This window comes from Pseudoflavonifractor sp. An184 (assembly GCF_002160305.1).
GTDB lineage: Bacteria > Bacillota > Clostridia > Oscillospirales > Oscillospiraceae > Lawsonibacter > Lawsonibacter pullicola.
On the sequence record NZ_NFKI01000008.1, the window covers coordinates 1 to 13,639 of the forward strand.

Sequence of the window (13,639 nt, forward strand, 5' to 3'; positions counted from 1 at the left end):
GCGAGCGCAGCGAGAACTTTTCCGCCGCTGCGCGGCGGAAAAGTAACGGCATTTTTGCAGGCTGTCGGAAAAGTCCTTGGACTTTTTTGACAGCCTGAGGAGCCGTCGGTTCAATGAGCGCGGCGGATCAAATCAAATGGAGCTGTTTGATCTGCTCCATCCGCTGGATAACCGGAACGCCAAAGGGACATCTCTTTTCACAGCTCCCGCAGGCAATACAGTCCTCCGCCTTTGCCGGGAGCGCCTGGTAGTGTGCCCGGATGGAGTCCGGAGTCCGGTCCTGCATGGCCGCAAGATCATACAGCTTGTTCACCATGGCGATATCAATACCCTTGGGGCAGGGCGCGCAATGGCCGCAGTAGGTGCACTGGCCGGAGTAAGCGTGGCGGGGGGCGCCCGCCAGCGTGCTGGCATAGTCTTTTTCCTCCTCGGAGGCGTCTTCATAGGCGACCGCCGCCAGTACATGCTCAGGCGTATCATACCCGGCCAGCACGCTGGCCACGGCGGGCCGGGTCAGGGCATAGTGAATGCACTGCACAGGGGTCAGCGCAACTCCGAACGGCGAGGTCTCGGCGGAGAACAGGCGGCCGCCCGCATACCCCTTCATCACCGTGACTCCAATTCCCTGCTGCTCACATACCTGATAGAGCCGCGCCCGGTCCGGGTGGATTCCTCCCAGGTGCTCCTCATAGTCGGGCGCAAAATAGGTATTGATGTCCTCGCTGGCCGGGAGCAGATCAAACGCCGGATTGATGCTGAACAGGAGCATCTCGATCTCTCCGCTTTGGGCCGCCAGAACTCCAACCTTGGGATTGTGCGTGCTCAGACCGATATGGCGGATCACGCCCCTGGCCTTCTGCTCCTTCACATAGGCGAAAAACGCTCCGTCCATAATCCGGTGAAATTCCGCCTCCTCATCCACAAAGTGGATCATGCCCAGGTCGAGGTAATCTGTCCCCAGGCGAGACAGCAGATCCTCAAAGGCCGGCTTGACCTTCTCCATGTCCCGTGTGCGGACGTACTGCCCGTCCTGCCAGGTGGAGCCGAAGTGCCCCTGGATGATCCACCGCTCCCGCTTCCCGGCGATGGCAGCGCCGATATTTGACCGCACATTGGGCTCCGCCATCCAGCAGTCCAGAATATTGATCCCCTGAGCCTCACAGCAGTCAATGACCGCTCTAACCTCCTCCGCATTATGGCGCTCCAGCCACTCCGCTCCAAGGCCGATTTCACTGACCTTCAGCCCTGTCTTTCCCAGTTCTCTGTATCGCACAGCGCTCTCCTCCCTTTTGGTGGAACAGCTTGACAGGGGGCCGTGCACAGCCGCCTATCGGTTCCGAATGATGTCAGCTACATTATACCATCACCATCCATGGAACGGTCAAGGTCCACATCACGGGCAGGCAAAGAATCTGCTCTGTGCCGGATGTGCGCTGAACACGTCCTCTCTCCCGTATCGTAAAATTCGCATAAGAAAGAGTGATTTATTTAGACTTTTTTGTCGCAAAAGCCCATCAAAAAACTTAAAAAAAGACTTGCTTTTTGGGGCAAACTATGGTAATCTATATAAGCCGTTCGGGTGAGACGCCTGCGGCGAGAAAATCCGGGTGTGGCGAAGTTTGGTATCGCGCTTGAATGGGGTTCAAGAGGCCCTGAGTTCGAATCTCAGCACTCGGACCAAGACAAAAGGCAACTGCGAAAGCAGTTGCCTTTTGTTTTTGCTTTCAGCATCCCAAATGTCCCCCCTGCGGACCGGTAAGGTGGTTTTGTCTCTGTATGTCCATTTTATGACTCGCGTTTCAAAATATAGGTTTTTTACCGTCTACCGTCCCTTCTAAACAGCAATAGCCTGAGTGCATGATCCAAGCGGGTGGAGTGATCGAATTTATAAATAGCAAGGCGGGAACACCGTTATAGATGTTCCCGCCTTGTGCGTTGAGGTCTGTCTCCCAGCAGTATTCCTCCACTGATTATACTCCAGCTCGCTGTTCCTCCGAGCTCCCAACCCCATCGGTTACACCTCCCCGTAACCGGGCCTTTGAGATGCGCTTCAATACGCAACACACCAAAATTCCACAAATATCTCCAAATTATGATTCCATGTCCTCAATTACATCCCAATCAAACATTGCCTCAAAATCTCTAAAACACGCATGGCAAATCCAATGGTAGTTGTCCTCTGTTGTTTATCCCTCATGCCGGTCTCCATCTGCATCTGAAAATTTTCCCCAGCAAAATTCACAGTGATCATGATCCCATTTTAGGGATCGTGTCCTCCAGTTTCGATGAAATAGAGTTTTTCCTTTCAAATAACATCCTTGATCTCTCAATCTCCAGTCATTTTTTTGGATCATATGAGTATCACCGGTTCAAATCATTTATTGTAACTGATTATACCCCTCGTAAAGCAACATATCAAGCTCATACATAATATCATCGTAAAGACGCCGTCCAGTCGCTCCACAGGACTACGGAACCTTTTCGCTGAACGCGAAAACAAACAGGACATCCAAAAGGATGTCCTGTTTGTTTTGGTGGAGATAAGCGGGATCGAACCGCTGACCTCTTGAATGCCATTCAAGCGCTCTCCCAGCTGAGCTATACCCCCATCTGAATTGCCTGCGCACAACCTTTTGTTGTCCAGCGCAGGTAATATATTACCAGAATCTCATTGTTTTGTCAAGCAAAAATTCAAAAAATTTCTGCACTATTTTAACCGTTCCATCTCCCTCATGGAAAAACCGCTGCGGCACAATGCCGCAGCGGTTTTCGTCGCTCAATAGTACTTTTTACGGTTCTTGCGGGCAGCCTCGGACTTCTTGCGGCGCTTGACGCTGGGGCTCTCGTAGTGCTCACGCTTACGGACCTCGGCCAGCACACCAGACTTGGCGCAGCTGCGCTTAAAGCGCTTCAGAGCGCTCTCCAAAGACTCGTTCTCTCTTACACGGACTTCCGACATATATTTCCCTCCCTCCGGCGCGGCGGGACATCCCCCTTCCGCGAAAGGGCCATGTGTATGGCTTTAACAGAACCATTATATTTGACTTTCCGTCAAATGTCAAGTTCTTCTTTCCGGTGGAAATTTGAATTTTTTGTAACGAGACGCCCCGCTCAGGCCTTGGGTTTGAAAATCAGGCTGACCAGTCGGCCCTTGACGACGACGGACTTCACCAGCACCTTGTCCTCGGCCAGCTTGACGATCTTGGGCTCGGCCAGGGCGGCGGCTACGATCTCCTCGTCGGAGGCGTCGGTGGGCACCACGATGTTGGCCTTCACCTTGCCGCTGACCTGGACGGCCATCTGGGTGGTGGCGGTGACGGTCTTGCTCTCGTCGTAGACGGGCCAGGGCTGCTGGGACACTTGTCCGCCGTAGCCCGCCATCTCCCACAGCTCCTCGCACATGTGGGGGGCGAAGGGGGAGAGCATCAGCAGCAGGGCCTTCATGTCGCCCCGGCTGGCGCCGTTGGCGTAGAAGTCATTGACCAGGGCCATCAGGGTGGCGATGGCGGTGTTGAACTTCATGGCCTCGATGTCCTCGGACACCTTCTTGATGGCCCGGTGGACAGCCACCTCGTTCACCTGGGAGTACTCGTCCCCGGTGTGCTCCTGCTCGGTGGCCAGGTTCCAGACCCGGTCCAGGAAGCGCTTGCAGCCCTTCACCGCGTTGTCCGACCAGGCGGCGGCCTTCTCGAAGTCGCCGATGAACATGATATAGGTGCGCATGGTGTCCGCGCCGTAGGCCTCGATCACGTCATTGGGGTTGACCACGTTGCCCCGGGACTTGGACATCTTCTCGCCGCCCTCGCCCAGGATCATGCCGTGGCTGGTGCGCTTCTGATAGGGCTCCTTGGTGGGCACCACGCCGATGTCGTACAGGAACTTGTGCCAGAACCGGCTGTACAGCAGATGGAGGGTGGTGTGCTCCATGCCGCCGTTGTACCAGTCCACCGGGGACCAGTACTCCAGGGCCTCCTTGCTGGCCAGGGCCTTGTCGTTGTGGGGGTCCATATAGCGCAGGAAATACCAGCTGGAGCCCGCCCACTGGGGCATGGTGTCGGTCTCCCGCTTGGCGGGCCCGCCGCAGCAGGGGCAGGTGGTGTTCACCCAGTCGGTCATCTTGCTCAGGGGGGACTCGCCGTCGTCGGTGGGCTCATAGCTCTCCACCTCGGGCAGGAGCAGGGGCAGCTGGTCCTCGGGCAGGGGCTGCCAGCCGCACTTCTCACAGTACACCATGGGGATGGGCTCGCCCCAGTAGCGCTGACGGGAGAACACCCAGTCACGCAGCTTGTAGTTCACCTTGGCGTGGCCAATGCCCTTCTCCTCCAGCCACTTGGTGATGGCGGGGATGGCCTCCTTCACGGTCATGCCGTTGAGGAAGTCGGAGTTGACCAGAATGCCGGTCTCGTCCTTGGCGGTGAAGGCGGCCTTCTGCACGTCCTCGCCGCCAGAGACCACCTCGATGATCTCACAGCCGAACTTCTTGGCGAACTCCCAGTCACGGTCGTCGTGGGCGGGCACGGCCATAATGGCGCCGGTGCCGTAGGTGGCCAGCACGTAATCGGAGATGAAAATGGGGATCTCCTTGCCGTTCACCGGGTTAACGCCCTTCACACCGTCCAGGCACACACCGGTCTTCTCCTTGTTCAGCTCGGTGCGCTCCAGGTCGGACTTGGAGGCGGCCTCTTTCTGATAGGCCTGGACGTCGTCCGCGTTTTTCAGCAGGGGCATCCACTTGCGGATGAGCTCGTGCTCGGGAGAGAGGACCATATAGGTGGCGCCGAACAGAGTGTCCGGCCGGGTGGTATACACCACGATGTCGTCGCCGGTAGTGGCTTTAAAGGTGACCTCGGCGCCGGTGGAGCGGCCGATCCAGTTTTTCTGCTGGATCTTCACCCGCTCGATGAAGTCCAGGCCGTCCAGGTCGTCGATGAGGCGCTGGGCGTACTCGGTGATCTTCAGCATCCACTGGGACTTCTCCTTGCGGATGACGGGGGAGCCGCAGCGCTCGCACACGCCCTCCACAACCTCCTCGTTGGCCAGCACGCACTTGCAGGAGGTGCACCAGTTCACGGGCATGGTGGTCTTATAGGCCAGGCCGTGCTTGTACAGCTGCAGGAAGATCCACTGGGTCCACTTGTAATACTTGGGGTCGGTGGTGTCCACCACCCGGTCCCAGTCGAAGGAGTAGCCCAGCATGTGCAGCTGCTTGGTGAAGTTGGCGATGTTGTCGTGGGTCACCTTGGCGGGGTGGATGTGGTTCTTGATGGCGTAGTTCTCGGTGGGCAGACCAAAGGCGTCAAAGCCGATGGGGAAGAGCACATTGTACCCGTCCATGCGGCGCTTCCGGGCCACCACGTCCATGGCGGTGTAGGGCCGGGCGTGTCCCACATGGAGGCCCTGGCCGGAGGGGTAGGGGAACTCCACCAGGGCGTAGAATTTCTTCTTATCCGTGTCACCGGTGCGGCAGGCGAAGGTTTTCTCCTCCCGCCACTTGTTCTGCCATTTCTGTTCGATGGCGGTAAAATCGTACTTCAAAATCCATCACACTTTCTGGTCGTTCTTTCCGCACAGGGCGGGGATACCTCTTATAATCCGTAATATTATACCTGGATACGGGCTGGATTGCAAGAGGTTCCGGCGCAAAAGGGGAGTTTTGCCGCCGTATGGGTTTGTCAAACATATTGGGCAGCGAATTCATTCGAAGAAAGCCGGCAGAGGGATAGGTGGACTGTTTCGGGTAGACGGCCAGAAAGTTCAGATGTGTGAACTCGTCAATGGCGGCGTACTGGTACGGACACAACTCCGGGTCTGGGGCGCCGCGGCGGGGAACCGCCATTACATCCACCTGAATCCGCAGTTCTGGATAGATCGTCTGATAGAATTTCCTCCTTCCATTTCAGAGGGAAGTATGTTATAGTATACTCCGTATTGCATCTTTTTCCGTCAACACGGATTCAGGAGGTTATGTCCTATGAATAAGCGCCCCCCTCTGCGCCGTTCCGCCCCTGTTGAGGCGGAGAACGACGGTGTGATCGAGGGCCGCAACGCAGTGATCGAGGCGCTGCGGGCTGGCACGGCCATTGATAAGATCTATATTATGAAGGGGGAGACGGACTCCGCCCTGGGCCATATTGCCTCCGCCGCCCGGGAGAAGGGGATCGTGGTGGTGGACGCCGACCGGCGGAAGCTGGACGGTATGAGCCGCACCCACTCCCACCAGGGAGTTATCGCCCTGGCCGCCGTGCGGGAGTACGCCAGTGTGGACGATATTCTGAACGCCGCCCGGGAGAAGGGGGAGAATCCCCTTATCGTGGTGTGTGACGAGCTCAGCGACCCCCACAACCTGGGGGCGGTGATCCGCACCGCCGACGCCGCCGGGGCCCACGGGGTCATCATCCCCAAGCGCCGCTCCGCCGGCCTCACCGCCGTGGTGGGCAAGACCTCTGCCGGAGCGGTGGCCCACGTGCCCGTGGCCCGGGTGCCCAACCTGCCCGCCCTGCTCAAGGAGCTGAAGGAGGAGGGAGTCTGGGTGTTCGGCACCGCCGCCGACGGCACCACCCCCCTCTATCAGGCCGATCTGAAGGGGCCTGCCGCCATCGTCATCGGCAGCGAGGGGACCGGCATGGGGCGGCTGGTGGCGGAGAACTGCGACTTTACCGTCTCCATTCCCATGTTCGGGAAGATCAACTCCCTGAACGCTTCGGCGGCCGCCGCCGTTCTGCTCTATGAGGCGGTGCGCCAGAGAATGAGCGGCTGATGGGGGTCTCAGCCCCACAGAGACAATACAAATAGTAGCTTTTTCAATCGATATTGCAGAGCGGAGATATCTGCGGAGCGGTTCGCCCCGGTTCCGCAGGAAAATTGACAGCACCTAAGGAGTTCCCCATGCGTGACCGCGATCCGGAACAACTGAATAAGAAGGACGATCTGGTGGATGTGAAGGAGCTGGTCCGGGATGCGGAGCCGGGCCCCTTCACACTGGACGACATTCTGGCGGAGTACGGAGTGAAGCGGGAGCCGGAGCCTGAGGCGGTTCCCCGGAGGATCGAAAGCCGAAGCCAGCCTCAGAGGACGGAAAAAGACAACGTGGTGCTGTTTCCCGGCGCCCGCTCTGCTCCTGTGCCGGAGCCGCCCCAGGCGGCGGAAAAAGAGAACGCCCGGGAGCCGGAGGAGGACAGAGAGCCGGAATCCGGAGAGGACGCAGAGGACCAGGAGGGGGAGGACGAGGAGCCCAACGACCGGGTGGTGGAGTTCCCGGAGGAGGAGAGCGTCCTGTCCGCCTTTTTAAAGGACGTCACCCGAAAGGCGGACCACTACGCGGACCACATGTTCCAGGAGTCGGAGGAGATGGATCAGGAGGAGATCCACCGCCTGGAGAAGCTGATCCCCGGCACCGATGTGGAGGAGGACGAGCCCGAGGAGTCCCCCGGCCGCTTTCGCCGCCCCCGCAGGCCGGAGCCGCCGCCCCCGGATACCGCGCCCCAGGAGCTGGCCCGACAGTACGGCAAGGGGCTGAAGGTCATGCGCCTGCGGGTCGTGCTGGTCTTTCTGCTGGCCGCCGCCGCCCTGTTTCAGCTGGCGGTACCCGCCGCCGGATTTGTGTGGCTGCCCCCTCTGGACGGCTACCAGGTGCAGGTTTGGATTGCCGCGGGACTGCTGGGGGCGGGGATTCTGCTGTCCCTGGACGTGTTGGCTGCCGGGATTGCCCGGATGTTCCGGGGACGGGTGGGGATGGACACCCTGGCCGCCCTGTCCGGAATCTTTACCCTGGCCGACGCCCTGGTTCTGGCCGTCACCCAGGACCGGGAGGGACAGCTGCCCTACTCGGCCGCCGTTTTGGCGGGGCTGTTTTTCCTGCTCCACGGGACGTACCATAAAAAGTGCGGCCTGCGCCTGAGCTGCCGCACGGCGGCCTCGGTGTCCGAGCCCTACATCCTAACCTTGGATGAGGGGAAATGGAATGGCCGGGACACTTACTGCAAGTGGACCGGAACCCCCAACGGCTTCGGCAGCCAGATCCAGATGGACGACGGAGCCCAGCGGATCTACCGGGTGGTATGCCCGGTCCTTCTGCTCGCCTGCGTGCTGCTCTCCCTGCTGGCCTCCTATGGGGTGGGCAAGCCGCAGCACCTGCTGTGGTGCCTGTCCGCCACCTTCACCGCCGCCGCCGCCTTCGGCGGGGCGCTGGTCTACGGCCGCCCCTTTCACAAGGTGGCCCGCCGCCTGGCCCAGAGCGGAGGGGCCCTGGCCGGCTGGCCGGGGATGGCCCAGTCCCGGAAGGGGGACCGGGTGCTCATCACCGACGGGGACCTGTTCCCGCCCGGCTATGTGGAGCTCAACGGCATCAAGGTCTTTGGAGACTGGTCCATTGAGAAGGTGGTGGGGTGTACCGCCACGCTGATCCGGGACTCCGGCAGCGGCCTGACCAAATTGTTTCACGACCTGCTTCGGGCCCAGGGGGCCATTTTTCGCCGGGCGGACGACCTGTGCTGTTATGAGGGGGGAGGTCTGTCCGCCAATATCCGGGGAGAGCAGGTGCTGGTGGGTTCCGCCGCCTTTATGAACCTGATGGAGGTGCGCCTCCCCCAGGGCCTCCATGTAAAGAACGCGGTGTTCTGCGCCATCGACGGGGAGCTGGCGGGCATCTTTGCCCTGAACTACACCCTGCCCGACGTGGTGTTCCCCGCCCTGGACTCCCTCATGCGGGAGAAGGTGGGGCCGGTGCTGGCCACCCGGGACTTCAATCTCATCCCCTCCATGCTTCATCAGCGCTTCAAGCTGGCGGCGGACAAGATGGACTTTCCGCCGGTGGAGCGCCGCCGGGAGCTGTCCGACCCGGACCAGCCCCACAGCGAGACCATCACCGCGGTCCTGTGCCGGGAGGGGCTGCTGCCCTATGCCGACGCGGTGGTGGGGGCCAAGCGCCTGCGGTGGTGCGCCCGGTTCGGGGCGGCGCTCACCTGCGTGGGTTCCGCCCTGGGACTCCTGCTGGCCTACTACCTGACGGCGGTGGACGCCTACGGCTCCCTGTCCCCCCTGAATCTGTTGGTTTTCCTGCTGTTCTGGGTGGCGCCGGTGTGGTTTTTGACCAGCTGGGTGCCCAGATATTGAGCTTTCGGCCCGCAGACCGCTGCAAGACGCTGCGCAGCATAATCTGGAAAGGAGCGCCTGTCTATGATCCGACTTGCAAATCCCTCCGATTTGGACGCCATTGCGGAGATCTATGAGGAGATTCTGGCCGCCGAGGACGCCCGCCCGGCGTCCTACACCAACTGGCAGCGGGGAAAGTACCCCACCCGGGATACGGCAGAGGCCGCCCTGGAGGCGGGCACCCTGTGGGTGGGGGAGGAGGACGGAGCGGTATACGGCTGCGTCAACCTGAACGGGGAGCAGCTGCCCGAGTACGACGCCATCCCCTGGTCCATCCCCGCCCAGCCCTCGGAGGTGGGGGTGATCCACACCCTGGTCATCCGGCCCAGCTGGTCAGGGCGGGGAAAGGCCCGGGAGTTTGTGGCCTTCTGTGAGGAGGAGCTCCGCCGCCAGGGGAAAAAGGCGGTCCGCCTGGACACCTATGAGGGAAATTTCCCCGCCAACACCATGTACCCCCGCCTGGGCTATCGCCTGGCCGGGGCCACCGAGTTTTTCTTCCAGGGGTTTATCCACGAGGTGCTCAACTGCTACGAGAAGCAGCTCTGAGCAGGATAGGAGGCGTGTTTGGCGTGACAGAAGCGGTTGTGACGGGACTGCTGATCGGAGTGGGCGGTATCATTTTTTCGGTGCTCGTTCCACTCCCCATTTGCGGGGTGCGTTTTGTCAATTCCATTTATAGTCTGCTGGTCTATCTGATTGTGGTGGTTTCCATCTTCGGCGTTTTGATCCTCGCCAAATTCTCCAGCATGGAGCGGGCGCGCAGGGAACCCGGCGCGGAACATGGGGAGGCCAAGGATAAGGCGAGTGAGCCCTAAGTAGCCCGGAGGTTTTCCATGCTCTATCTGACCCTTTGGATCTTTTTTGTCTATGCCTTCCTGGGCTGGTGCACGGAGGTGGGCTATGCCGCCCTGCGTACGGGCAGGTTTGTGAACCGGGGCTTTCTCAACGGCCCGGTGTGTCCCATTTACGGCTTCGGGGTGATCATTGTGCTCTGGGTGCTGGAGCCTCTGGCGGAACATATCCTGCTGCTGTTTTTGGGTTCCGTGGTTCTCACCTCCGCGCTGGAGTGGATCACCGGCCTGGTGCTGGAGAAGCTGTTCCACCAGCGGTGGTGGGATTACTCCGACGAGCCCTTGAATATCGGGGGATATATCTGCCTGCGCTTCTCCCTGATGTGGGGGGCGGCCTGCCTGTTTGTGGTGAAAATCCTCCACCCCGCCGTTGTGTGGGGCATCCGGGCGCTGCCGCACCTGGCGGGATGGGGGCTGCTGGCGGTGTTTGCCGCCGTGATGGCGGTGGACCTGGCGGCCACGGTGCGCACTATCGCCCGGATGAACAAGCAGCTGAGCCAGCTGGACGAGCTGGCCGAACGGCTCCGGGAGGTGTCCAACGAGCTGGGCGGGCACCTGGCCGTCCGGGTGATCGACGCGGCGGAGGCGGGGGACGACCTGCGGGAGGACTTCGAGGACGGCCTGGACCAGCTGCGGGAGGCCGCGGAGCGCCGGCGCCGGGAGCTGCTGGAGGGGATGGACGAGGTAAAGGACTCCCTGGCCCAGAGGCGGTTCCAGCTGCGCATGGACCAGGCGGAGTGGCTGGAGGAGCGGGAGCGGGATCTGGACGAGCTGCGCAGCCGGCTTGAGGAGGCCCGGGGCCGGTACATCTTCGGCCAGAAGCGCCTGCTGGCCGCCTTCCCCCGGATGCGGTCCCTGGACCACCGAAGGACGCTGGAGCGTCTGCGCCGCTGGCTGGAGAAGCGGTGAACATGCTGGGGCGTGGTATTGAAAATCATATTTGCATTTTCTATCACCCCGTGGTAGCATAGAGTTAATGAGAAGCGAGGGAGGAGAACGCCCGGATGAACGAACTGATGGACCTGAAGGAGCGCATGGAGCATGAGCGCCCCGCCCAGTGGCACGAGCTGCCCGATATTGCCCTGTATATGGATCAGATCATCGCCTATATGCCCCGGCAGCTGATCCGCTTTGACGACCGGGAGGCCCTCACCTCCGCCATGGTGAACAACTACATCAAGGACGGCCTGGTGCCCCGGGCGGCGGGCAAGCGGTACGGGCCCATCCACCTGGGCTACCTCACGGCGGTGTGCGCCCTGAAGAAGGTGCTCTCTGTGCGGGACATCGGCATCCTGCTGCGGGCGGCGGAGGAGCGGAACAAGACGCCGGAGGAGCTCTATCAATATTTCTGCGGCGCTTTGGATCAGGCCCTCAGCGATACCGCCGCCGCCATTGACGCGGACGCCGGCCGGGAGGATCTGGCCCGCATGGCCCTGGACCTGGCCCTGCGCAGCTACGCCGACCAGCTGGCCTGCGCCCGCATTCTGGACATTCTCCAGCCCTCGGGGGAGGAACACCCCAAGAAAGCCAAAAAATAAACGCGGATCAACAGGAGGTTGTTTCCATGTCTGAGTTTGTGCTGATGACAGATTCTTCCGCTGACCTGAGCCAGGAGATGGTTCAGGAACTGGGCGTGACGGTTCTGCCTCTGAGCTTTACCATTCAGGGAAAAGTCTACCGAAATTATCCGGATAACCGGGAGATGGACCTGCCCCTGTTCTACGACATGCTTCGGGCGGGGGAACTGGCCACCACCTCCGCGGTCAATGTGGCCGAGTACACCCAGGCGGTAGAGCCGATCCTTCAGGAGAAAAAGGACGTTCTGATCCTGGCCTTCTCCTCCGGCCTGTCCAGCACCTATCAGGCCTCGGTCCTGGCGGCGGAGGAGCTGCGGGAGAAATATCCCGACCGGAAGATCTATACGGTGGACACCCTGTGCGCCTCTCTGGGCCAGGGGCTGCTGGTCTATCTGGCGGTTCAGGAGCAGCGGAAGGGCAGGAGCATCGAGGAGGTGCGGGACTGGGCGGAGAGCACCAAGCTGCACCTGTGCCACCAGTTCACCGTGGACGACCTGCACTTTTTGAAGCGGGGCGGCCGGATCTCCGCCACCACCGCCGTGGTGGGCTCCATGCTCCAGATCAAGCCCGTCCTCCACGTGGACAACGAGGGACGTCTCATTAACATCGGCAAGGCACGGGGCCGTCAGGCGTCCCTGAAGGCCCTGGTGGACAAGATGGAGAAAACCGTGACCGAAGAGGGAAAAAAGACGGTCTTTATCAGCCACGGGGACTGCCGCAAGGACGCGGTGGCGGTGGCGGATATGGTGCGGGAGCGCTTTGGGACCCAGGATATCCGCATCAACTATGTGGGGCCGGTGATCGGAGCCCACTCGGGGCCGGGGACCCTGGCCCTGTTTTACCTGGGGACCGAGCGGTAAGCGGAAAAATCATATAGGCCGGAGCGTCTTGGACTGCCCCGGCCTCTTATTTAGTTTGGAGGTTTGAAACATGGAGGACGTAAAATGGCTGGAGGTGGCGGTGAACACCACCCCGGAGCGGCTGGACGAGGTGACCGCCAAGCTCACCGCGGCGGGCATGGCCTCGGTGGTCATTGAGGACGAGGGGGATTTCAAGCAGTTTCTGGAGCAGAACCGCCAGTACTGGGACTATGTGGACCAGGAGCTGCTGGACCGGATGGCCGGGGTCTGCCGGGTGAAATTCTATGTCACCGACGACGGCCACGGACGGGAGCAGCTGGCCCGGTACACCCAGGGGCTGGACTGTGAGTACACCACCGCCCCCCTGTCGGAGAACGACTGGGCATACAGCTGGCAGAAGTACTATAAGCCGCTGACCATCGGGGAGCGGCTCTACGTGGTCCCGGAGTGGGAGAAGGACAAGCCGGTGCCCGAGGGCCGGGTGCCCCTCTATCTGAACCCCGGCCTCACCTTTGGGACCGGCTCTCACGCCTCTACCCAGCTGTGCCTGGAGGGGGTGGAGGAGCACACCCGTCCCGGGGACCGGGTGCTGGACCTGGGCTGCGGCAGCGGCATCCTCTCCATCGCCGCCCTGTGCCTGGGGGCGGGATACGCCGCCGCGGTGGACATCGACCCCAAGGCCGTGGACGTGGCCTATGAGAACGCCGCCCTCAACGGCATCGGAAAGGACCGGTACGCCGTCCGGGCGGGGGACATCCTCACCGACCGGAAGCTGGAGGCGGAGCTGGGCGGGGAGAAGTACCCCCTGGTGCTGGCCAACATCGTGGCCGACGTGATCATCCCCCTGTCCGCCTGGGTGCCCCAGGTGCTCTCCCGGGACGGAGTGTTTCTGTGCTCCGGCATCATCGCGCCCAGGGCCCAGGAGGTGGCCGACGCCCTGGCCCGGAACGGCCTGAAGGTGACCAGAAAGCGGGAGAAAAACGGCTGGGCGGCCCTGGAAGCTGTGCTGGCGTAATCGAAAAGGTTCGGTTTGGCGGCCCTCCGCGTTCCGGCGGCGGGCCGCCTTTTTCGGAAAAAGACGGGTTTCGCCTTGTGACAAGCTGGGAAATATGGTACAATCAGCCTGTGTTTCGGCATAGAATGGGAGGCCGAAGCGGTGTGTGCCGCCCGCTGGGCGGAAACCTGGGGAAATGGAGTGTGT

The 13,639-nt window shown here is 61.2% G+C and carries 11 protein-coding genes and 2 tRNA genes; 9 read left to right on the top strand and 4 right to left on the bottom strand.

Annotated elements, in window-relative coordinates; genetic code table 11:
• Nucleotides 1-127 precede the first annotated feature (127 nt).
• Entirely contained in the window at nucleotides 128-1,273 is a 1,146-nt protein-coding gene (locus B5F19_RS04470; protein ID WP_087288405.1) for an aldo/keto reductase, read from the bottom strand.
• 330 nt (nucleotides 1,274-1,603) lie between these two features.
• Between B5F19_RS04470 and B5F19_RS04475 the strand changes: the two genes are divergently transcribed.
• Nucleotides 1,604-1,680, top strand: a tRNA-Pro gene (locus B5F19_RS04475).
• Between the two features lie 852 nt (nucleotides 1,681-2,532).
• On the opposite strand, the gene B5F19_RS04480 is transcribed toward B5F19_RS04475, so the two are convergent.
• The 3 genes from B5F19_RS04480 to leuS all read right to left on the bottom strand — a co-directional run bounded on the left by B5F19_RS04480 (nucleotide 2,533) and on the right by leuS (nucleotide 5,535).
• Nucleotides 2,533-2,608 (bottom strand) — tRNA-Ala (locus B5F19_RS04480).
• Between the two features lie 168 nt (nucleotides 2,609-2,776).
• Entirely contained in the window at nucleotides 2,777-2,959 is a 183-nt protein-coding gene (rpsU, locus tag B5F19_RS04485; RefSeq protein WP_008981822.1) for a 30S ribosomal protein S21, read from the bottom strand.
• A gap of 152 nt (nucleotides 2,960-3,111) precedes the next feature.
• Nucleotides 3,112-5,535: a leucine--tRNA ligase gene (gene leuS, locus B5F19_RS04490; protein WP_087288406.1), complete on the bottom strand. Its 2,424-nt coding sequence runs from the start codon at nucleotides 5,533-5,535 to the stop codon at nucleotides 3,112-3,114.
• A 436-nt stretch (nucleotides 5,536-5,971) separates the two neighbouring features.
• Here leuS and rlmB point away from each other — a divergent pair, with 436 nt between their 5' ends.
• The 8 genes from rlmB to prmA all read left to right on the top strand — a co-directional run bounded on the left by rlmB (nucleotide 5,972) and on the right by prmA (nucleotide 13,453).
• A complete protein-coding gene (gene rlmB / locus B5F19_RS04495) occupies nucleotides 5,972-6,757 on the top strand; it encodes a 23S rRNA (guanosine(2251)-2'-O)-methyltransferase RlmB (protein ID WP_087288408.1) in 786 nt (261 codons plus the stop codon).
• Nucleotides 6,758-6,885: 128 nt separating this feature from the next.
• The gene (locus B5F19_RS04500) at nucleotides 6,886-9,111 is read left to right on the top strand and encodes a hypothetical protein (protein WP_242972696.1); all 2,226 of its coding nucleotides are present in this window, start codon (nucleotides 6,886-6,888) and stop codon (nucleotides 9,109-9,111) included.
• Between the two features lie 63 nt (nucleotides 9,112-9,174).
• Nucleotides 9,175-9,696 (top strand): GNAT family N-acetyltransferase, encoded by a 522-nt coding sequence (locus B5F19_RS04505; protein WP_087288410.1) that lies wholly within the window; start codon nucleotides 9,175-9,177, stop codon nucleotides 9,694-9,696.
• 23 nt (nucleotides 9,697-9,719) lie between these two features.
• Nucleotides 9,720-9,965: a hypothetical protein gene (locus B5F19_RS04510; protein WP_087288412.1), complete on the top strand. Its 246-nt coding sequence runs from the start codon at nucleotides 9,720-9,722 to the stop codon at nucleotides 9,963-9,965.
• An 18-nt stretch (nucleotides 9,966-9,983) separates the two neighbouring features.
• Nucleotides 9,984-10,910 carry a putative ABC transporter permease gene (locus tag B5F19_RS04515; protein WP_087288414.1) on the top strand — a complete coding sequence of 309 codons (927 nt, stop codon included), beginning with the start codon at nucleotides 9,984-9,986 and terminating at the stop codon, nucleotides 10,908-10,910.
• Nucleotides 10,911-11,005: 95 nt separating this feature from the next.
• On the top strand, nucleotides 11,006-11,539 hold the full coding sequence (locus tag B5F19_RS04520) for a DUF1836 domain-containing protein (RefSeq protein WP_087288416.1): 534 nt from the start codon (nucleotides 11,006-11,008) through the stop codon (nucleotides 11,537-11,539).
• 26 nt (nucleotides 11,540-11,565) lie between these two features.
• Nucleotides 11,566-12,438 carry a DegV family protein gene (locus tag B5F19_RS04525; protein WP_087288417.1) on the top strand — a complete coding sequence of 291 codons (873 nt, stop codon included), beginning with the start codon at nucleotides 11,566-11,568 and terminating at the stop codon, nucleotides 12,436-12,438.
• Between the two features lie 70 nt (nucleotides 12,439-12,508).
• On the top strand, nucleotides 12,509-13,453 hold the full coding sequence (prmA, locus tag B5F19_RS04530) for a 50S ribosomal protein L11 methyltransferase (RefSeq protein WP_087288419.1): 945 nt from the start codon (nucleotides 12,509-12,511) through the stop codon (nucleotides 13,451-13,453).
• Nucleotides 13,454-13,639: the final 186 nt, after the last annotated feature.

Coding starts and splice junctions, on each gene's coding strand:
- rlmB (WP_087288408.1), top strand. CDS start 5,972: ATGAATAAGCGCCCCCCTCTGCGCCGTTCCGCCCCTGTTGAGGCGGAG.
- B5F19_RS04515 (WP_087288414.1), top strand. CDS start 9,984: ATGCTCTATCTGACCCTTTGGATCTTTTTTGTCTATGCCTTCCTGGGC.
- B5F19_RS04520 (WP_087288416.1), top strand. CDS start 11,006: ATGAACGAACTGATGGACCTGAAGGAGCGCATGGAGCATGAGCGCCCC.
- B5F19_RS04505 (WP_087288410.1), top strand. CDS start 9,175: ATGATCCGACTTGCAAATCCCTCCGATTTGGACGCCATTGCGGAGATC.
- B5F19_RS04525 (WP_087288417.1), top strand. CDS start 11,566: ATGTCTGAGTTTGTGCTGATGACAGATTCTTCCGCTGACCTGAGCCAG.
- rpsU (WP_008981822.1), bottom strand. CDS start 2,959: ATGTCGGAAGTCCGTGTAAGAGAGAACGAGTCTTTGGAGAGCGCTCTG.
- prmA (WP_087288419.1), top strand. CDS start 12,509: ATGGAGGACGTAAAATGGCTGGAGGTGGCGGTGAACACCACCCCGGAG.
- B5F19_RS04500 (WP_242972696.1), top strand. CDS start 6,886: ATGCGTGACCGCGATCCGGAACAACTGAATAAGAAGGACGATCTGGTG.